This window comes from Bacillus sp. FSL R10-2201, from assembly GCF_038008665.1.
Lineage (GTDB): Bacteria > Bacillota > Bacilli > Bacillales > Bacillaceae_G > Bacillus_A > Bacillus_A mycoides.
Genome location: NZ_JBBOZP010000001.1, coordinates 3,435,312 through 3,455,839, shown reverse-complemented (window position 1 = coordinate 3,455,839; position 20,528 = coordinate 3,435,312). Strand labels below are relative to the sequence as shown.

At 34.7% G+C, this 20,528-nt stretch carries 21 protein-coding genes; 16 read left to right on the top strand and 5 right to left on the bottom strand.

Annotated elements, in window-relative coordinates:
• The first annotated feature begins 15 nt into the window (after nt 1–15).
• From NSQ69_RS17810 to NSQ69_RS17795, 4 genes are all read left to right on the top strand, one after another.
• Nucleotides 16–1,590, top strand: coding sequence for an FMN-binding glutamate synthase family protein (locus NSQ69_RS17810; RefSeq protein WP_002128539.1), 1,575 nt, complete (start codon nt 16–18; stop codon nt 1,588–1,590).
• 486 nt (nt 1,591–2,076) lie between these two features.
• Nucleotides 2,077–3,015, top strand: coding sequence for a ring-cleaving dioxygenase (locus NSQ69_RS17805; protein ID WP_341099567.1), 939 nt, complete (start codon nt 2,077–2,079; stop codon nt 3,013–3,015).
• Nucleotides 3,016–3,042: 27 nt separating this feature from the next.
• Entirely contained in the window at nt 3,043–3,657 is a 615-nt protein-coding gene (locus NSQ69_RS17800) for an alpha/beta hydrolase (protein ID WP_002128536.1), read from the top strand.
• Between the two features lie 137 nt (nt 3,658–3,794).
• Nucleotides 3,795–4,589, top strand: coding sequence for a phosphotransferase (locus NSQ69_RS17795; RefSeq protein WP_341099566.1), 795 nt, complete (start codon nt 3,795–3,797; stop codon nt 4,587–4,589).
• Between the two features lie 136 nt (nt 4,590–4,725).
• Here the strand turns inward: NSQ69_RS17795 and NSQ69_RS17790 are convergent, their stop codons facing one another.
• Nucleotides 4,726–6,258, bottom strand: a complete 1,533-nt coding sequence (locus NSQ69_RS17790) for a BA3702 family sensor histidine kinase (protein ID WP_078178571.1) — start codon at nt 6,256–6,258, stop codon at nt 4,726–4,728.
• Nucleotides 6,259–6,494: 236 nt separating this feature from the next.
• On the opposite strand from NSQ69_RS17790, the gene NSQ69_RS17785 reads away from it, so the two are divergent.
• Entirely contained in the window at nt 6,495–6,866 is a 372-nt protein-coding gene (locus NSQ69_RS17785) for a VOC family protein (protein WP_002128532.1), read from the top strand.
• A 20-nt stretch (nt 6,867–6,886) separates the two neighbouring features.
• Here the strand turns inward: NSQ69_RS17785 and NSQ69_RS17780 are convergent, their stop codons facing one another.
• The gene (locus tag NSQ69_RS17780) at nt 6,887–7,696 is read right to left on the bottom strand and encodes a YitT family protein (protein ID WP_000251329.1); all 810 of its coding nucleotides are present in this window, start codon (nt 7,694–7,696) and stop codon (nt 6,887–6,889) included.
• 143 nt (nt 7,697–7,839) lie between these two features.
• Between NSQ69_RS17780 and NSQ69_RS17775 the strand changes: the two genes are divergently transcribed.
• From NSQ69_RS17775 to NSQ69_RS17760, 4 genes are all read left to right on the top strand, one after another.
• Nucleotides 7,840–8,643 (top strand): protein phosphatase 2C domain-containing protein, encoded by an 804-nt coding sequence (locus tag NSQ69_RS17775; RefSeq protein WP_050000641.1) that lies wholly within the window; start codon nt 7,840–7,842, stop codon nt 8,641–8,643.
• Between the two features lie 15 nt (nt 8,644–8,658).
• Nucleotides 8,659–9,111, top strand: coding sequence for a peptidoglycan recognition protein family protein (locus NSQ69_RS17770; protein WP_002146292.1), 453 nt, complete (start codon nt 8,659–8,661; stop codon nt 9,109–9,111).
• A 17-nt stretch (nt 9,112–9,128) separates the two neighbouring features.
• Nucleotides 9,129–9,380 (top strand): DUF2164 domain-containing protein, encoded by a 252-nt coding sequence (locus NSQ69_RS17765; RefSeq protein ID WP_002087817.1) that lies wholly within the window; start codon nt 9,129–9,131, stop codon nt 9,378–9,380.
• Between the two features lie 442 nt (nt 9,381–9,822).
• The gene (locus NSQ69_RS17760; protein ID WP_341099565.1) at nt 9,823–11,292 is read left to right on the top strand and encodes a DUF4822 domain-containing protein; all 1,470 of its coding nucleotides are present in this window, start codon (nt 9,823–9,825) and stop codon (nt 11,290–11,292) included.
• A gap of 287 nt (nt 11,293–11,579) precedes the next feature.
• Here NSQ69_RS17760 and NSQ69_RS17755 read toward each other — a convergent pair whose 3' ends face one another.
• Together NSQ69_RS17755 and NSQ69_RS17750 are read right to left on the bottom strand one after the other, a co-directional pair.
• The gene (locus NSQ69_RS17755; RefSeq protein WP_002033531.1) at nt 11,580–11,783 is read right to left on the bottom strand and encodes a CsbD family protein; all 204 of its coding nucleotides are present in this window, start codon (nt 11,781–11,783) and stop codon (nt 11,580–11,582) included.
• A gap of 171 nt (nt 11,784–11,954) precedes the next feature.
• Complete coding sequence (locus NSQ69_RS17750) at nt 11,955–12,767, bottom strand: GNAT family N-acetyltransferase (protein WP_078203415.1); 813 nt, start codon at nt 12,765–12,767, stop codon at nt 11,955–11,957.
• A gap of 152 nt (nt 12,768–12,919) precedes the next feature.
• On the opposite strand from NSQ69_RS17750, the gene NSQ69_RS17745 reads away from it, so the two are divergent.
• The 7 genes from NSQ69_RS17745 to NSQ69_RS17715 all read left to right on the top strand — a co-directional run bounded on the left by NSQ69_RS17745 (nt 12,920) and on the right by NSQ69_RS17715 (nt 19,837).
• Complete coding sequence (locus tag NSQ69_RS17745) at nt 12,920–13,123, top strand: hypothetical protein (RefSeq protein ID WP_033708017.1); 204 nt, start codon at nt 12,920–12,922, stop codon at nt 13,121–13,123.
• The gene (locus tag NSQ69_RS17740; protein WP_078203414.1) at nt 13,120–13,680 is read left to right on the top strand and encodes a GNAT family N-acetyltransferase; all 561 of its coding nucleotides are present in this window, start codon (nt 13,120–13,122) and stop codon (nt 13,678–13,680) included. Before NSQ69_RS17745 ends, NSQ69_RS17740 begins: the two co-directional genes overlap by 4 nt.
• A gap of 268 nt (nt 13,681–13,948) precedes the next feature.
• A complete protein-coding gene (locus tag NSQ69_RS17735; RefSeq protein ID WP_002128517.1) occupies nt 13,949–14,737 on the top strand; it encodes a helix-turn-helix domain-containing protein in 789 nt (262 codons plus the stop codon).
• A gap of 168 nt (nt 14,738–14,905) precedes the next feature.
• Nucleotides 14,906–16,519, top strand: a complete 1,614-nt coding sequence (locus NSQ69_RS17730; protein WP_002128516.1) for a long-chain fatty acid--CoA ligase — start codon at nt 14,906–14,908, stop codon at nt 16,517–16,519.
• Between the two features lie 123 nt (nt 16,520–16,642).
• A complete protein-coding gene (locus tag NSQ69_RS17725; protein WP_002014265.1) occupies nt 16,643–17,218 on the top strand; it encodes a biotin transporter BioY in 576 nt (191 codons plus the stop codon).
• Nucleotides 17,219–17,283: 65 nt separating this feature from the next.
• Nucleotides 17,284–18,747 (top strand): acyl-CoA synthetase, encoded by a 1,464-nt coding sequence (locus NSQ69_RS17720; RefSeq protein WP_002185169.1) that lies wholly within the window; start codon nt 17,284–17,286, stop codon nt 18,745–18,747.
• A complete protein-coding gene (locus NSQ69_RS17715) occupies nt 18,740–19,837 on the top strand; it encodes an acetyl-CoA C-acyltransferase (RefSeq protein WP_002192725.1) in 1,098 nt (365 codons plus the stop codon). The genes NSQ69_RS17720 and NSQ69_RS17715 overlap by 8 nt, the downstream gene beginning before the upstream one ends.
• A 7-nt stretch (nt 19,838–19,844) precedes the next feature.
• Here NSQ69_RS17715 and NSQ69_RS17710 read toward each other — a convergent pair whose 3' ends face one another.
• Nucleotides 19,845–20,426 carry a DUF6434 domain-containing protein gene (locus NSQ69_RS17710; RefSeq protein ID WP_002128513.1) on the bottom strand — a complete coding sequence of 194 codons (582 nt, stop codon included), beginning with the start codon at nt 20,424–20,426 and terminating at the stop codon, nt 19,845–19,847.
• Nucleotides 20,427–20,528: the final 102 nt, after the last annotated feature.

Here is a 20,528-nt window from a genome sequence, read left to right as displayed (position 1 = left end):
ATAGGGGGAAGCGGAATGAGTGAAGCGCTACTCATTATTATTAGTATATTGCTCTTTTTGATGCTACTTTTAATTGTCTTTTTTATCATTACATTTTTTATTAAAAAACGGACGCATCATTCTATATTAAAACTGCATCCATACTTAGGTAGAATGCGCTATTTACTCGAAAAAATAGGCCCGGAATTTCGGCAATATTGGTTTGATCATGATACTGACGGAAAGCCCTTTTCGCGCTACGATTTTCAAAGTGTTATGTTTCTAGCAAAATACCGTTCTGAAATACTTGGTTTTGGATCAAAACGAGATTTTGAGGAATCTGGCTATTATATTGCTAATACATTATTCCCCACATTAACAGATGAATTAAGTGTGAATCTCACGCAAGAACGTGAGGGCAAAAAATATATGATTCATAAAGAAGGGTTATTTTCAAGAAGAGAAAAATTGACAGCGGATACAACAAACCTTTGGTTGTATGAAGAAGAAGATGCAATTATAGTGGGCGAAAATCGTAAATATCCATGGAAACTGTATGGGATGTTTGGAGCGTCAGCGACATCTTACGGTGCGATTGGAGAAAATTATATTTTATCAGCTGGGTTTGGTGCAAAAATGGCAGGTGGTTCGTGGATTAATACTGGGGAAGGGGGCGTCATTCCAGAACATTTACATACGGGTGCAAATATCGTTGCCCAAATTGGTCCGGGATTATTTGGATACCGTGACGAGGACGGGAATTTTTCGATGAAGGAATTTATGGAGAAGGCGAAAGAAAGTAATATTAAAGCGTTTGAATTGAAATTTGGGCAAGGAGCAAAAATACGTGGTGGTCATTTAGAAGGACAGAAGGTAAATGAGAAAATCGCTTCCGTTCGGAAAGTACGAGAAGGAGAAACGATTAATTCGCCAAATCGTTTTTCATTTATTAGTAGTGCCGCAGAGGCTTTATATTTTATTCAAGATTTACAAGAAAACGGTGGTAAACCAGTGGGCATGAAAATTGTAATTGGTCAACAGAAGCCTTTGGAAGATTTATTAAAAGCAATGAAAGAATTAAACATCTATCCAGATTTTATTACAATCGACGGTTCAGAAGGTGGATCAGGGGCAACATATAAATCGATGGCAGATAGTATGGGGCTTCCGCTTATACCGGCATTACTTACATTTATTGATACAGCAAATCATTACGGTGTCAGGGATAAATTAAAGGTGTTTGCCTCCGGGAAATTAATCACGCCAGATAAAGTGGCGATTGCTTTAGCTATCGGTGCAGATGCCGTAAATTCAGCACGCGGATTTATGATGGCAAGCGGTTGTATTATGGCACTTCAATGTAATTCAGGGCAATGCCCATCTGGGGTTGCAACCACGAATCCACACTACCAAAAAGCATTAGATCCGTATGAGAAAAAATGGCGAGTAATGAACTATGTTATTAGTATGAGATATAGTTTGTTTTCATTAGCGGCAGCAGCAGGGGTAAAGAGCCCGCGCCATTTAACGAGAGAGCATATTGTGTTTAAAGATGAGATGGGGAAAGTAGTTCCACTTTCGGAATTGTTTCCTTCCGTAATTGGGAAGTAAATATGTAGCTGAACAAAAAATAATCAAAAAAGTCATACATTTGTATGGCTTTTTTGGTTATGGGAAAAGTAGAAATTTATTACATGGATGTTCCCGTTTTTCGGTTGGTCTTTTTCAAACAAATTATTTGATGGAGATTAGTTGTCAGAATATTGTTTTTGATGAAAAAATGAAACGATATCTGCATTGACAATAAAAACTAATTAGACTATAATAAATCTCGAATTCAAGATATTTTTTGAAGGATAGTCAAAATCATAAAATCAATATTTAAAATATAATCATAAGAACTGTAGTTTTTTTTGTGAATTATCTCGAATTCGAGATAATTTTTGAACTAAATGAAATATGTTAGTTTTTTAGAGAGATACCTCAATTTTGAAAAAGATAGTATTGCGGATTGAACTTTATCATATGGACAAAATGAATAATGAATTTTAGCGAATAAACGTTTTTTGTAATGAAATAAAAAAAGGGGTGGAGAAAGTGGAAAAGAAAACGATGGGAATTCATCACATTACAGCAATCGTAGGTCACCCACAAGAAAATGTAGATTTTTATGCAGGTGTATTAGGATTGCGTTTAGTAAAACAAACAGTGAATTTTGATGATCCAGGTACGTATCATCTTTATTTTGGTAATACAGGAGGAAAGCCTGGAACAATTATTACGTTTTTTCCATGGGCAGGTGCTCGTCAAGGTATTATTGGGGACGGTCAAGTAGGCATTACGTCTTATGTCGTACCAAAAGGTACAATGGAGTTTTGGGAAAATAGATTAGAAAAATTCGACGTACCGTATACAAAAATGACTCGGTTTGGAGAACAGTATATAGAATTTGATGATCCACATGGTTTGCATATAGAATTAGTTGAAAGAGAAGAGGGCGAATTAAATAATTGGACTTTTGGGGAAGTTACGCCAGAAGTAGCAATTAAAGGATTTGGCGGTGCTGTTCTTTTATCTGCACAACCTCAAAAAACTGCTGAATTGTTAGAGCATGTTATGGGTCTTGAGAAAGTAGGAGAAGAGGGAGAGTTTATGCGGTGCCGTTCTTCTGCTGATATTGGAAATATTATCGATTTGAGATTATCAACAATTGGACGTGGGCAAATGGGTGTTGGTACAGTTCATCATATTGCTTGGAGAGCGAGTGATGATGCTGATCAATTAGACTGGAAAGAGCATGTGTCTCGCTTTGGATATGGTGTAACCCCTGTACAAGACCGAAACTATTTTAACGCAATTTATTTTAGAGAACACGGCGAAATCTTATTTGAAATTGCAACAGACCCTCCTGGTTTTGCCCATGACGAATCTTTAGAGACGATGGGTGAGGAGTTAAAATTACCGGATCGATATGAACAACATAGAAAACAAATTGAACAGACACTCTTACCATTTGAAGTGAGAAATCTAGATTAAAGTGATTGAAAGGGGAAAAGGAATATGATGAAACATGTTTTTCAAAAAGGAAAAGATACGTCAAAACCAGTGTTGTTATTGCTTCATGGTACAGGAGGAAATGAATTAGATTTATTACCGCTTGCAGAAAGAATTGATCGGGAAGCTTCTGTATTAAGTGTTCGTGGAAATGTATTAGAAAATGGGATGCCTCGTTTCTTCCGCCGATTAGCAGAAGGTATTTTTGATGAAGAGGATCTTGTTTTCCGTACGAAGGAATTAAATGAATTTTTAAATGAAGCAGCAAAAACATATGAATTTGATAGAGATAATATCGTAGCTGTTGGGTATTCAAATGGAGCAAATATTGCGGCGAGCTTATTATTCCATTACGAAAATGCATTAAAAGGTGCAGTCCTTCATCACCCAATGGTGCCTAGAAGAGGAATACAATTACCTAATTTAGCAGAGAAATTCGTATTTATCGCTGCTGGAACAAATGATCCAATTTGTTCACCTTCTGAGTCAGAGGAATTGAAGATGCTATTAGAAAATGTAGATGCTAATGTAACAATGCATTGGGAAAATAGAGGACATCAATTAACGATGAATGAAGTAGAGAAGGCAACAGAATGGTATGAAAAAATATTTTCACATGCATAAATAGTAGACTAAATCGAGTGTAAAATCATAAAGATTTTATACTCGATTTTTTTGTTGTAATTTAAGGGGTTAAAAGAGAATAGGAAAGTTATGTTAAAATATAAAGAAAATGTAGAATAATGGAGGGGGACTATTAGATGTCAAACTACGAAAATGAAGAAATGCTAACGGGAGGGAATGTCTCAAACGTATATCGTTCGGAAGATACTGTTCGACGAGAATTAAAGAAAGGCAGTACCCGAATTCATAAGCTATTAAACCATTTGGAAAACAAAGGTTTTAGTTATGCACCAAAGTTTTTAGGTATTGATGATAAAGATAGAGAGATATTATCATTTATTGAAGGAGAAGCTGGTAATTACCCTTTAAAAGAGTACATGTGGTCTAATGATGTTTTAAAAGAAATAGCGAAGATGCTCCGTCTTTATCATGATGCTGTGAGTGATTTCCCGTTATCAGATGATTGGAAACCGATGGATAATACTCCAAATAAAATAGAGGTTGTATGCCACAATGATTTTGCAATATACAACATTATTTTTAATAACGAAAAACCAGTAGGTATTATTGATTTTGATGTTGCTGGTCCTGGACCAAGACTTTGGGACATAGCCTATACTCTTTACACTTGTGTCCCATTAAGTAGAGTTTATTATAAGGAAACAGGTGCGGCGGTTTATTATAATTCATTACAGCATGCAGACCGCATAAAGCAAAGAGTTAAATTGTTTTTTGAGTCCTATAAAAGTGATGGCATCGCCGAGGATTATTTGGAGATGGTACTTCTACGATTAGAAGGATTATGTAAATACATGAAAAGAAAAGCACTAGAAGGCGAGATGAACTTCCAAAAGATGATAGATGAAGGGCATCTTGAACATTATGAAAATGATATTCAGTTTATTCGTAAACATGGAAAAGAGTGGATTTAATAAAATAAATCGTATACAAAAATAAAGCTCAGAGTCATATAGGGACTTTGAGCTTTTTAACGTATTAGTGTAGATGTTTTCCACAATAACCCGACTACTTATAACAGATGTCTTTTACTATATTAATGTAGCATAGTTAAGAGTTTGTTACAGGCTGAGCTGTAGCAATCGGTAATTGGATATCGACAGTTGTTCCTATGTTTAATTCACTGGAAATGAATAATTTTCCGTGATGCTCTTGAATGATTTTATAGCACATCATTAAGCCAAGGCCAGTTCCTTTTTCTTTCAAGCTATAAAAAGGTTCGCCAAGACGAGCCATGCGCTCTTCAGGAATCCCACAACCTTCATCCATAATGCGTATTGAAACAAAATCATTTTCTAACGAAGCTGTTTGAATGAATATGTTACCACCAGCAGGCATCGCCTCGATTGCATTTTTTAATATGTTAATCAAAACTTGTTTTAATTGATTACTGTCACATTGAATGTCAGAAATATAATCGAAATGATCCATGATGATATGAACGCTATGCATAACTGCTGTTGGTAAAATAAAAGTTACAACTTCTTCAATTAATGTTTGTACGTTGCATGTATGAATAGATAACACTTGTGGTTTAGACATCGCCATAAATTGGCTTGTTATAGATTCCATTTGTGAAATCTCACTCAACATAACGTCCACATACCATTTATTTTCCTCATTTATTTCTGGATGTAATAACGTTAAAAATCCTTTTAATGAAGTGAGCGGGTTTCTAATTTCATGGGCAATTCCGGCTGTCAGTTGTCCTACTACTGCAAGTTTTTCGGATTTCCGTAATAACTTTTCAGTTTCTTTTAGTTCGGTAACGTCTCTTCCCATCACTATAAGACCTTTGCGTGAGCCATCAGGATGGAAGAGTGGGACTTTTGAAATGCTTAAAACTAAGTCGAAATCATTTCTATGTATAATAAATTCCTCTCCGTGAAGAATTTGTCCTTTTTGCCATGTTAGTTCATCGACTTCTTCACAATGCAAAAAAGATTCGCGGTATGCTTCGTTATATTGAATGAGTTCATTATCTTTTTTTCCATGATAAGGAACGTTATGGAAATTGAAACAAGAAAGCGCATAGTCATTCGCTTCAAGCCAGCGTCCTTCATGATCCTTAAAAATAACAAATGCAGGCATTGAATTCATTAATGTGCGTAATCGTTTCTCACTCTCTTGTAATACTTTCTCAATTCTTTCTGATTTTTCAAGGGGTTTCATAATGGCGTATACACCTGTTAAACGGTTTTTAACAAAAATAGGAACTAATTTTGTTACGACATCTAGTAAATATCCGTCTTTATGATAAATAGAGACGATATACTCTTTTTGATTGTCAGCTGCAGCATTTTTTATGTATTGTAGCACTTGATCAGAAATATGTGCTTCTAAAATAGAAGTGATTGTTTTTCGCTCTAATTCGTTAGAAGTATAACCTAATATTCTTTCCGCAGAGGGGTTAATATGTAAAATAACTCCTTCTAAATTCAATGAAATAATACTATCAGGGTTATGTTCAAAAAGAGATGCATACATTTCTGCTAAAGAACGATTTTGTATATGGTTTCGCAGGCGTCCAGATACGTTCGGATGACGCTTTTTTTGAGTAGATGAATATTTTTTACGACTCATAATATTTCCTCCGTACAATTAGCATCTAAAAAAGATGGATCTATTAATAACTATAATATAGGTGTGACGTTTATTTCTATAAAAAATGGAAATTACAGAATAAATTTTCTTTTTTTATTATTAGTGGAAGGTATAAAAGGTAGTAATAAGAGAATCTTATATTGCTTAATTAATTTTCTGTAAGTTACATGAATGTGTTTTCGTTATACGATTAGACTAGAAGAGGGGGAAGGAATATGAAAAATTATATTCAAGGAATTGATCATGTACAAGTAGCTGCGCCCGTAGGATGTGAAGAAGAAGCGCGAGAATTTTATGGTAATAAAATTGGAATGGAGGAAATTCCAAAGCCGGAGGAATTAAAGAAGCGTGGTGGGTGTTGGTTTAAGTGTGGAAATCAAGAGATTCATATCGGAGTTGAGCAAAACTTTAATCCAGCTAAAAAAGCGCATCCAGCTTTTTATGTTTTAAAAATTGATGAATTTAAACAAGAGTTAATAAAGCAAGATGTTGAAGTAATAGATGATCATGCGCGACCAGATATAATCAGATTTTACGTGTCAGATCCGTTTGGAAATCGAATTGAATTTATGGAAAATAAAAACTAGGTGAAGGTCCACCTAGTTTTTTACACTTTTCTAAACAATCCTAATACTTCAACAGTCTCCGTAATATTAACGAATGCATGAGGATCAATTTCCGAAATCGTTAGTTTCATACTTGCTAATTCTTCACGTGAAACGACTGTCATAAGTACACGTTTTTTCTCGTTTGAATAAGCACCTTCACCATCAAGTAACGTAATTCCACGTACTACAGTTGAAAGAAGCTTTTTTTTCATTTCTTCTGCTTGATTTGTTACAATCATAAGTGTAACTTTACGATGTTTCGTATGAACGGCATCAATTACTTTACCAGTTACATAAATTGAAAGTAAGCTTGTAAGGGCAACATCCCAAGTGAAGAAAAATCCTGCAATGACAACAACAACAGTGTTTAATGCAATAAGGAATCCACCAAGTTTAATATCTCGCTTACGAGATAACAACATACCGATAATATCAAATCCACCAGTTGAACCATGGCAGTTAAAGACAAGACCAATACCAGCTCCGGCGATGACACCGCCAAATACAGATGATAAAAGTGGATCTGTTGCTACGACTTTTACTGGAACATAGTATAATGCAACAGATAATACAATTACAGAAACAACCGTGTTAAAAATTACTTTTTTTCCAAGACCTATGTATCCTAAAATAAGGATAGGTAAGTTCAATACAAAGTTAATAATACCTGTGTTTACAGGGGTTACAATCCCTAAAATAATAGCAATTCCGCCAATTCCACTACTTAAAATTTTATGGGGGATAAGGAAAAGATTAAAGGCAATTGCGATAATAATAGAACCAAAAATAACACCAAGAAATCTGACCATCTCTTTCCCGTCCTTCACTAAATAATCATATTATTTCAAGATTATATATGAAATTGAAAGTTTTTTGGGAAAACAGTTTATTTTGGAAAATTAGATTAATCTAAATAGTTCGAGTGTTTGATAAATTGGGAGGGGATACAGATATGAAGATAACGACGTATCAACAGAAGAGTCCTTTAAAACAAGAGTGTGAGGATTCATTTTTTTGTAATGAAGATAAAATGATTTACGGTGTATGCGATGGAGCAACACCGTTAGTTCCATTTTGTGATGAAGAAGGACATAATGGAGCATACATCGCTTCACATTTATTTGCAAGTCATTTTACTTCGCTACGAGAGATCAATAGTTTACAAGATGAAGTTGCAAAGGCGAATGAATTATTGCAAAACAAGATGCTAGAGTACAAGGTTGATACGAGAAAAAAAGACCATCTGTGGTGTACATGTATTGCAGCAGTTCAAATAGAAGGCGATAAACTTGAATATGCACAATTAGGTGATTGTATGATCGTTGCAATACTTCAGGATGGAGCGATAAGAGTATTAACGAAAGATACAGTTAAGGGAATTAGTAAACGCGCAAAAAAGAAGAGGGAAGAGGATCGTAAAAAAGGATTACCAGTCCCGGAAGAACACGTTTTTCAAGATGTTCGGGAGCAGTTAAAATACAATCGCTATCTTGCAAATATGCCAAACGGCTATTCAGTTGCAAATGGGATGAAAGAAGCTATGGATTATTTACAATATGGTGAATTACAGGTAGCTGAAGTAAGTGGGATTTTTATTTGTTCAGACGGATTGTTTCACCCAGAATGGTCGTTAGAACAAACTGTAGCATATATAAGAAAGAATAGTATAAAAGAATATGTAGCAATCATTGAAAGGTTAGAAGGAGAAAATAGAATAAGACCAGATGATAAAACAGTTATTATGATCGATTTGTAAGAGGAGGATGTTCATATGGAAATTAAATGTGCAAATTTAACGTTTCAAAATGAGTTAGTTCCTTTAGAAAAAGTAAATAAACTGATTATCCACCATACGTCAGAAGATGGCTGGGATGTGTATAAAACTCACGAATTTCATCAAAAGGTAAGAGGATGGAGCGGGATTGGTTACAATTATTTTATTGAAGAAGATGGAACTGTAGTCGAAGGACGAGGTTTACATATTGGAGCACATGCGAAAGATAATAATAGTAATACAATTGGAATATGTATGACGGGAAATTTTGATAAATATGATCCAACTACTGCACAAATGAATTCATTATATTCTTTATGTAAAATGTTTATGAAGCAGTTTGCCATAGAGAAAGGGAATATACTCGGCCATAGGGAGTTAGAAGGGGTTACAAAAACTTGTCCAGGAAATCGCTTTTCTATGGTAGAGTTAAGAAAAGTATTATCTTAAATATAGAGGAGTAACTCATGATGATGAACATAAAAATACCGACTGATAAAAAAGAAGAGCTTGTAGCACAAATTCAGCAATTTTTCGTTGAAGAAGATTTAGATGAAATTGGACGTTTCCAAGCAGAACGTTTAATAGAGGAAATGATTAAATTAGTTGGACCATTTGCATACAATCAAGCAATTGGAGATGCAAGAAAGCTTGTAAGTGAGAAATTAACGAATATTGAAGAAGACTTGTATGTGTTAGAGAAGAATGAAGGGAAGTAAAAAGAGCTATTTTGGTCGTCTTCCGTCAATTATAAAATAAGTATATGCCACGGCTTTTTTCCGATGTTTTGTTTGGAAAAGACCGTGAAATTGTTTTTGGACATATAAAATAAACCTCTTTTTTTCCAAAAGGGACCCTAGAATTAAAAAAACGTTATTCTTTCTTAACAAGCTAGATGAGAAAGAATAACGTTTTTTTTGATTGAGATTAAAAATATATTATCTTAATTTTATCTTTTTTTAATAATTTATTTATGGGCAATTTATAGTTGCTATTTATAATTCCTATATATAACAGCTATGGATACTACGAAAAAGAACTTTGGAGGTGTAACCAATTAGCTGTAATCAAAATTTAAAACATGAATTGTTCACATAGAATCTTCTTTTGGAAGATAAGTGGTGTAATTCTTTGTTAAATGAAGGAAGGGATTGGGAAGCTATGAATAAAACAATTTTAAAAACATGTATCATATCAGCAGTTTTAGGTGGAAGCCTATTAAGTGAAAAAAATGGAGAGGTGAAAGCAGAGGAGGTTACACCACAAACGAATCATACTGGTGTATTCAAAGATGTTCCAAAGGGGCACTGGTCATATGAGGCGATTCATCAATTAACAGGTGAGAAAATTATTTTCGGCTATGATGATGGAAGATTTGGTTTTGGAGATAACGTAACACGCGAACAAGTTGCAGCTTTAATGTATCGTTATTTTAATATGGCAGAAAACAAAAATTATCAGAACCCATATGGGGACGTAAGCGAAGATTCGACAAGCTATATAAAGGAAATCTTGTCTTTAACAGAAATGGGTGTTTTTAAGGGTGATGAGTATGGGAACTTTAGACCGAAGGCATCCTTAACACGTGCAGAAATGGCACAGGTTCTTACAAATGCTTTTCATTTAAAGGCAAAGAGTGATCATACTTTTAATGACGTTTCAACGAACTCATGGGCAAGAAATGCAATTAGTGCTGTTCAAACAAATAATATTGCAAAAGGAGTAGGAGGAGGGGAATTCGCTCCAAGTATGGATGTGACGCGTGAACAGTATGCACAATTTTTATACAATGCAATACAAGAAACTCAACAAACGAAAGGGCAGCTACTAGCTAGTATACTTGGTGAAACAAACTGGAAAGGGACAAAAGTCTATGACAAAGATCATAATGATTTAACGAAAGAAAATCAAAATTTCATCGGGTTTGTAAAATATGATGCTAAAACTGCAAGGTATGAATTTTTTAATGCAAATACAGGAGAGAGTCGTAATGATAGCGGTACCTATTTTATAACCAACGATGGAAAGAAAAGAGTGTTAATTTCTGAAACGCAAAATTATCAAGCAGTTGTTGAATTAACGCAATTAGACAAGGAGAAATTTACATATAAAAGGATGGGGAAAGATGCAAAAGGGAACGATGTAGAAGTATTTGTTGAGCATGTTCCTTATCAAGAAAAAGAGCTTTCTTTTACCCGACCTGATAAAAATTTAGAAAGCTCGACGGGTAAAATAGTTACAGACGTTGATGGAGATGAAATCTTATCTAGTACTCTATGGAACGGAACAGTGGTATTAGATGAACAGGGTAATAATGTAACAAACTACAACTCTAACTTAATCAGTCTAGCAAAATATGATAAAAATACAAATAAATATGAGTTTTTCAATATGAATACAGGGATAAGTCGTGGGGATTATGGTTTCTTCGATGTTGTACATGACAATAAAATAAGAGCTCACGTTTCGTTAGGAAATAATAAATATGGTGCGGTCCTTGAACTTACAGAGTTAAATAAAGATAAATTTACGTATACAAGAATAGGGAAAGATGCGAATGGAAAAGATATAAAAATCTTTGTTGAGCATGAACCGTATACAGGTGACCTAAAACCAAATTTCACAAAATAAGATGTAAAAGTAATCTTATACTCTAGCAAAGGCATTATGTTAGAAAATGTTAGTAAGGAAAAACCTGAGTGATTAGGATTAGGTAATTATACAATAGAAGTAAAATAGTTCTTTATAGACAAATAGATGCCTTGAGGCATCTATTTGTCATTTTAAAATGATCTTATGGGTAAATGTAAAATACAAACTCTCTTACTTTCTCGGTTGTATTTTCATTTTTGAGTAGCTGACAATCTTCTCAGATCTAGTAACTTACTACTTGCACGACCATACATCGTGGCTCTTTTTTATTTGTTCTCTTTATATTCATGTATTTTCTCTTTTACATTACCGACAGTATCTTTAGCAGTGCCTTTCACCTTATCCCATTTTCCCTCGGCTTGTAATTTTTTATTGTCAGTTACTTTCCCGACAACTTCCTTTACTTCACCCTTTACCTTATCAATGGCACCTTCTACTTTTTCTTTTAAACCATGATCATGTTTAGTCATACATTTCTCCTCCTTGTAGTTTGAGTAGAATTCTCTTTTCATATTGCAAGTTGAATGATGTATCTAGTAATAGCGTAACAAATTTATTTCGAATATTCAAATGAGTAACAGGATAGAAAGGTAATTGTCATAAAATGTATACATTCGTAATAGAAAGAAAAAGAAAGTTAATTATATGTCTTTCGCAGTCCATATTGATTTTGTATAAGCAATTTTCATATGGGCACGTTCCATATTATTTTGACTGCCGCTACCAAATCGAGCTTGTCCAACTATTAAATTGCAATTGGATGCAACAGCGGTCTCAATTCGTTTTTGAATTAATGCGGTATGACAACCTTTACGTTGAAATTCTGGCAAAGTAGCAGAAGCAGCTAATGAAGCAACACCTTTATTTATATAAAGTACCCCTATACTAGCAGGAGTGTTTTGAACTTCGGCTATGAAAAAATACCATCCTGGTTTATTGTAAAGAATTTCGTTATTTTGGTGCACACCATATTTTGTAAAGGATGGCATGTTAAATCCACGTACATATATGTCTGCAAAAATATTGAATTCATTTTCTTTTAGTTGGCGTACTGAAATGTTAGAAGGCAGCAGCGATGAGTCTTCTCTTGGTAAACTATATAAAGCGGTATGGAAGTTAGATTGATAAAAATTTTTTTGAGATAAGTATTGAAATAATTCAGTTGTACCTTGCGCTGGTGTAATTTCAAAACGGCAAGGGATTTGTAGTGATTGATAATAAGCGATGATTTCATCTATCTCACCTGTATTTGTAAATGTAATGCCCTTTACTGTATTAAAAGCAGGACCAGCAATTACTTTTGATGAAAAGGCAGTGGCACTCCCGAACTTTTTCGTTTGTACTTGCATTGGGTTGCCGCTTATTGTTTGTAGTGCCTCTAATCTAGAAGAAAGCATATGTATTTCTGCGTTTTCAATTTCTTGTGCTGTATTGACTGTCATAATTGTACTCATACGATTCCTCCGTCAATTAATATAGTTCATAGTACATATACGATTTTTCTTCTGAGATTCCTGTTGAAATGTAAGAGAATAAGAGGTTTTTTGGAAGGGAAATGGAAACGAACTGTCGAAGGGAGTGGAAACAGATTAAAGGTGGTGCTCTCATGAAACAGAAAGACGTGCAGACATGCTCTCATTGCGGTTCTCAAAACATAGGAGAAGGTGAGTTTATCGGTTATGCACAAATACGGAAAAAGGAAACGATGTTCACATCTTCACCAGTGGATGCTTATATTTGTACAGATTGCGGGAATATCCTTTCATTAAAGGTACGGAATTATGAAAGGTTTAAGCAGAAGCCGCTATGATTGTTGAGAAGTGGTCATATCCAGCGTTGTATACGAAACGTCTTATATTAAGGGAAATTAATATGAGTGATATTTTACATATATATGAGTATGCCTCAGATAAAGAAATGTCAACGTATACAGTATGGGATGCTCATCAATCGTTACATGACACACAAAAATATATAGAAGAAATTGTGAGTCAATATGAGAAAGAAAAGGTAGCTCCCTTTGGAATTGTATTAAGAGAGGAACAAAAACTCATAGGGACTTGTGGATTTATAAAATATGATGTAACTGAACATAAAGCGGAAATTGCATACGCCTTATCACGAAAATATTGGGGTAGAGGATTAGCTACCGAGGCGGCTTCAGCTTTTTTTAGCTATGGTTTTAATGAGTTACGTCTTAATAGTATTGAAGCAGGATGTAATTCAGAAAATGAAGCATCTGAAAAATTAATGAAACGTTTGAATATGGAATACGATTGTACAATTCAAAAGGATTTGTTCATTAAAGGTAAGTATCGTGATACGAAAAGGTATTGTATATCTAGGAAAAGATATATGAATCAATGAAATATTTTATATTGAAAACTCCTTTAATTGAATAAGGGGGTTTTTGTTTTACGTATAACAATAATTACCTTTAATTGTTATAATTGGTTATTGAGAAATATTGTTTTTCTTAATACCACAATCATAGAAGAAAACTAGCTAAATCGTATACAAAACCGCTATATAACACAATCGCAACCGTAAGTTGACAAAGTGCAACCACAGGAAGATAGAGATAAGAGCAATGTTTACATACAATTTAGTTAAGAAAACAAAGGGGGACACACATATGGAATTTGGTGAGAAGCTTTTTAAATTAAGAAAGGAAAAAGGCCTTTCTCAAGAAGCGTTAGCTGAGAAATTAAACACAACAAGACAAGCGGTTAGTAAATGGGAAAATGGTCAAGGTTTTCCTGAAACCGAAAAACTAATAATGATTGGAAATGTATTTGAAGTATCTCTTGATTACTTATTAAAAGAAACTGCTGAGCAAAGTAATGAAAAGGAAAATGGTTATTATGTAAGTAAGGAAATGGCGGAAGGGTATATAGTGTATGGGCAAAAAATTTCTAAATATATCGCATTAGGATTTAGCTTGCTTATTTTATCTACAATACCGTATTTATTATTTAAAGAAAATGCAACAATGTCTACATTCCTTGTCATTATCATTGCTGTCCTTGGAATTGGAGCGATGATGGTACCTGTAACGATAGAAGAGAGTCGATACAATGTATTAAAAAAAGAAGAATTACTATTTGATCAAAACTTTCTAAAAGAATTGACAAAAAGATATGAAGTAATTAAGAAGAAGTATGCTGCAGTAATGATCGTTGGATTTTGTTTTATAGCAGCAGGAGCGATACCATTTTTATTTGAGAAAAAGCATATCACTTCAGGAGAATTAGTGCAGTATTATCCGTACTGTGTTGTACTTATTGCTATTGGAGTCTATCTTTTTGTTCGTGTTGTAGGAGTGTGGGAGATGTATCGAATTTTAGTAGAAAATAAGGAATACAGTAATCGTTTTATTTTTAAAATGAAAAAGAAAGTAAGAAAAAAGGTAGATAGTTTATAAAAAATAAAAAACATGTTTCGAATCAATGTATTCAAAATATGTTTTTTATCGTTCTGAATTATTTCCAAAGAAATAATTCAGAAAATACAGAAAAAATATCGTAATTATTTGTAGAAGTCTGTTATAATATACAGAAATGAAAACGCTTTAAAGGGGGATATAACCAATATGATGATGAATGTACCGCTAACAATTAGTTCTATGATGGAAAGAGCAGAAAAACTGTTTTCAAAGAAAGAAATTGTTTCACGGACACATGACACAGTTACGACATTAACGTATAAGCAGTTAGGTGAAAGGACGAGAAGGCTTTCTAGTGCGTTAAAAAAATTAGGAATTAAAGAAGGCGAGCGTATAGGAACGTTAGCGTGGAATCATCATCGACATGTGGAAGCGTATTTTGCTATTCCTGGTATTACTTCCGTTTTACACACAATTAATATTCGTTTATCTCCTCAACATATTTCATACATTATTCAGCACGCAGAAGATCGAATTCTACTTATAGATGAAGATCTCGTACCACTTGTTGAAAATATTCAATCACAATTATCAACTGTACAAGCCTACATTATTATGACTGATAAAGATGAACTTCCCAATACTACGCTAGAACCTGTATATCATTATGAAAAGCTATTAGAAGAAGGCGATCCAACTTTCCAATTTGTAAAAGATATTGATGAAAATACACCTGCTGGTATGTGTTATACGTCAGCGACTACAGGAAACCCAAAAGGTGTTGTATATACGCATCGTAGTACTGTATTGCATTGTATGGCACTCGGTTTAGCGGATACAGCTGCTTTATCGGAAAGTGATGCGGCGATGGCAATTGTACCGATGTTCCATGTGAACGCTTGGGGGCTTCCTTTTGCAGCTACTTGGTTTGGAACTAAACAAGTTCTGCCAGGACCAATGTTTACTCCAAAAATTTTATTAGAGATGATTCAAGCTGAAAAAGTAACGATAGCAGCAGGTGTGCCGACAATTTGGCTCGGTGTATTACAAGAGTTAGAAAATAATAGTTACGATTTATCTAGTATAACGAGAATATTATGCGGTGGTGCAGCTGCACCGAAAAGCGTTATTAAAGCATTTGAGCAAAAATATAATGTTCCTTTCGTACATGCATATGGTATGACTGAAACAAGCCCACTCGTAACACTTGCACGTTTAAAAAGTTATGAAACAGAATTATCATATGAAGAGCAATTAGAAATCCGCTCAAAACAAGGATATCTTGTCCCTGGTGTAGAGATGAAAGTAGTCGGTACAAATGGTGAAGTGAAGTGGGATGGTACTGAGATGGGAGAGTTATGTTTACGAGCACCTTGGATCGCTGAAAGCTATTATAACGATGATCGTACTGTCGAAGGATTCCGAGACGGTTGGTTATATACTGGTGATGTTGTTACAGTTGATGAGGAAGGCTGCGTGAAAATTGTTGATCGTACGAAAGATGTTATTAAAAGCGGGGGAGAATGGATTTCTTCAGTGGATCTTGAAAATGCTTTAATGGCACATGATGCTATATTTGAAGCGGCTGTCGTTGCAATTCCTCATCCGCAGTGGCAAGAACGCCCAGTTGCCTGCGTTGTTCAAAAGAAAAATAGTACGGTTACAAAAGAAGAAATATATGAGTTTTTAAAACCGCAGTTTGCGAAGTGGTGGTTACCAGATGATATTGTATTTATGGAAGAAATACCGAAAACATCTGTTGGGAAGTTTTTAAAACAGGCACTTCGAAAAGAACTTGAGCATTTGCATAAAGAGAAATAATTGAATTTATATTTGTAAACCAATATTAAAAATAAGTTGACAAAAAGCTAGTGAAAAGATAATATAACTCCTATAATATGTTACCTAAAAAACATTTTAAGTTTACAAATAGGAGAAGCAAATATGAATACAAAAAACTTAGTTTTCGTCGCTTTATTTAGTTCTATTATGGGAGTGTTAGGATTAATACCCCCAATTGCTCTTGCTATTACACCAGTTCCGATTACATTACAATCACTCGGTGTTATGCTTGCTGGTGGATTGTTAGGATCACGTCTTGGTGCGTTAAGTCAGCTTATTTTCTTACTTATAGTTGGAGTTGGAGCACCATTACTTGCTGGTGGACGCGGTGGTCCAGGCGTATTTGTTGGGCCAAGTGCAGGATATTTACTTGGTTATATCGTTGGAGCGTTTGTCATTGGTTATTTAATTGAGCGTTTACGTGAAGTTTCTATAATAAAGGTATTATGTATTAATATAATTGGTGGTATTTTCGTAGTTTATGTATTTGGTATCATTGTCCAAGCTTTCGTAATGGATATTTCCGTATGGGAAACGATGAAAGTAAGTGTCGCATTTTTACCAGGTGATTGCATAAAGGCGACTATAGCAGCGATTCTTGTGACAAGATTACATCGCTCATTGAAACATATTATTACGCCTGCTTTGAAGAATAAAAAAATTACAAATGCAGGGTAAGAAAAAGGAGAAACACGTTACTTGCGTGTTTCTTTTTATTATTTTGTAAAGAAAGGACGTCTCATATGGGGATTACAAAAGAATATAAAAAGTATGCCTCTTTACAACCAAATAAAATAGCGATTAAAGAAAATGATAGAGTATTAACATATAAAGAATGGTTTGAGTCAGTGTGTAAAGTAGCAAACTGGTTGAATGAAAAAGAATCGCAGAATAAAACGATAGCAATTTTATTAGAGAATAGTATGGAATTTTTACAACTATTTGCGGGTTCCGCTATGGCTGGATGGGTTTGTGTGCCACTAGATATAAAATGGAAACGAGATGAACTTAAAGAAAGAATAGCGATTAGTAAACCGGATATTATTGTGGCGGAGCAGTATAGGCTTAGTGATATATCGTGCGAAGAAGGAAGGATTATTGAGATTGAAGAATGGAAAGAAATGATTGAGAACTATCTTCCTGCATATCATTCTGTAGAAAATGTACAAAACGCTCCTTTTTATATGGGATTTACATCAGGATCGACTGGAAAAGCAAAAGCGTTTTTACGTGCTCAACAGTCGTGGGTACATAGTTTTGATTGTAATGTACATGACTTTCATATGAAAAAGGAAAATTCTATTTTAATAGCTGGGACGCTTGTTCATTCTCTTTTCTTATACGGGGCAATAAGTGCATTGTTTTTAGGGCAAACGGTACACATAATGAGAAAGTTTGTACCAGTTCAAGTGCTATCTAGTATAAGGATAGAGAATATTTCTGTAATGTATACAGTTCCTACAATGCTTGAGTCTTTGTATAAAGAAAATAAAGTAATTGAAAGTGAAATGAAAATTATTTCGTCAGGAGCCAAATGGGAAGCTGAAGCAAAAGAGAAGATGAAGAATGTGTTTCCTTATGCAAAAAGATATGAGTTTTATGGTGCGTCTGAGCTAAGCTTTGTAACGGCATTGGTTGATGAAGAGAGTGAAAGAAAACCGAATTCAGTAGGGAAACCTTGTCATAATGTACAAGTTCGAATATGTAATGAAGCAGGAGAAGAAGTACAGACAGGTGAGATAGGAACTGTGTATGTGAAAAGTGATCAATTCTTTATGGGCTATGTATCGGATGGAGCTATAATCCCGCAATTGTCCGAAGGTGGCTGGATGACAGTGCAGGATGTGGGCTACCAAGATGAAGAAGGCTTTATATATATTGTTGGTAGAGAGAAGAATATGATTTTATTTGGAGGAATCAATATTTTCCCAGAAGAAATAGAAAGGGTATTACAGACACATCCAGCTGTTGAAGAAATAGTTGTGGTTGGTGTAGAAGATAGTTACTGGGGTGAAAAGCCTGTCGCTATCGTAAAAGGAAGTGCTACAAAGCAACAATTAAAAAGTTTTTGCTTACAACGATTATCATCTTTTAAAATACCGAAAGAATGGTACTTTGTTGATGAAATACCTTATACAAATAGCGGGAAAATAGCTCGCAATGCAGCAAAAAGTATGATTGAAAACCGGGAGAAGATATATGAATAGGGCGGTTATTGTAGAAGCGAAAAGAACACCTATTGGTAAAAAAAACGGGATGTTGAAAGATTATGAAGTTCAGCAATTAGCAGCACCACTTCTTACGTTTTTAAGTAAAGGAATTGAGAGAGAAATAGACGATGTTATATTAGGGAATGTTGTTGGACCGGGAGGTAATGTTGCAAGATTATCTGCTTTAGAAGCTGGGCTTGGTTATCATATACCTGGTGTAACGATTGACCGGCAATGCGGAGCTGGATTGGAAGCAATTCGTACTGCGTGTCATTTTATTCAAGGGGATGCAGGTAATTGTTATATTGCTGGGGGCGTAGAGAGTACAAGTACGTCACCTTTTCAAAATAGAGCGCGGTTTTCACCTGAAACAATTGGGGATCCAGATATGGGATTGGCGGCTGAGTATGTTGCAGAGCAATATAACATAACAAAAGAGATGCAAGATGAATATGCTTGTCTTAGCTATAAAAGAACGCTGCAAGCATTAGAAAAAGGATATATACAAGAAGAGATATTACCTCATTATTTTAATGGATTATTAGATGAATCTATAAAGCGGGAAATGAATTATGAAAGAATGATTAAGAGAACGAAACCTGTATTTTTACAAAATGGAACGGTAACAGCAGGTAATTCGTGCGGTGTAAATGATGGAGCATGTGCTGTTCTTGTAATGGAAGAGGGGCAAGCACAGAAATTAGGGTACAAGCCAGTTCTTCGTTTCGTTCGTAGTGCTGTAGTTGGCGTGGATCCAAATCTTCCAGGGACTGGTCCGATATTTGCGGTGAACAAATTATTAAACGAAATGAATATGAAAGTAGAGGACATCGATTATTTTGAAATAAATGAAGCATTTGCTTCAAAAATTGTTGCTTGTGCAAAGGAGTTACAAATTCCTTTTGAAAAATTAAATGTAAATGGTGGAGCAATTGCGCTCGGTCATCCGTACGGTGCATCTGGAGCTATGCTTGTGACACGTTTGTTTTATCAAGCACAAAGAGAGCATATGAAATATGGAATTACGACGTTAGGAATTGGTGGTGGAATAGGGCTTGCGCTATTATTTGAGAAAGTAGAAAACTAGAAAGGGACTAGTTTTCTACTTTTTGAGGAACATAAGCATTACTACCAGGTTTTGCTTTTATTTCATTCCAAGCAGCGATAGCATCAGCTTTTGATTTCCCTTTGTTATTTGGATCTTCGAAAAAGTCGCGAGTGAAACGATTGTATTCAAACTGCGCGCTGATAGTTGTTTTGTATGTAGGATCTTTTTTTCGTTCGTTTTCTTCATACCAAAACGTTATCGCGTCTTCATATGTTTTTCCAACATTCTCTTTAAAAAATTTTTGAAGAGCTACTGTAAAGCGGAAGTTTGCTCCGATTTTTTCTTTGAAAAAAGCACGAACATCTTCGCTACAGCGGTGATTGTTAGTAATAATCGTTTGAAGAGAAAGTTCTTTATAAGAGAGGGAAGCTTTACTCACCTTTTGACTAGAGCTGTTTTTTAATATTTTACCAGTATGTAAATAATGTGAGATACGCTCGGTTATTTCAATCTTAGAGCCACTAGCTGACAAACCATGCTCACGACAAAATGTTTGCAGTTCTGCTTTTAACCAATAAAAGTTTTGGAAATCTTCAAGTGATATAGACTTTGTTAAAGGTGGACGCATAGATGTAACAACTTCTTTCTTCCATAATTTTCTTTAATTATAAAACATATGTTCTTTTTGTGGAAGGATTAATTTGTAAATATAACGGGAAGAGGAGATTAC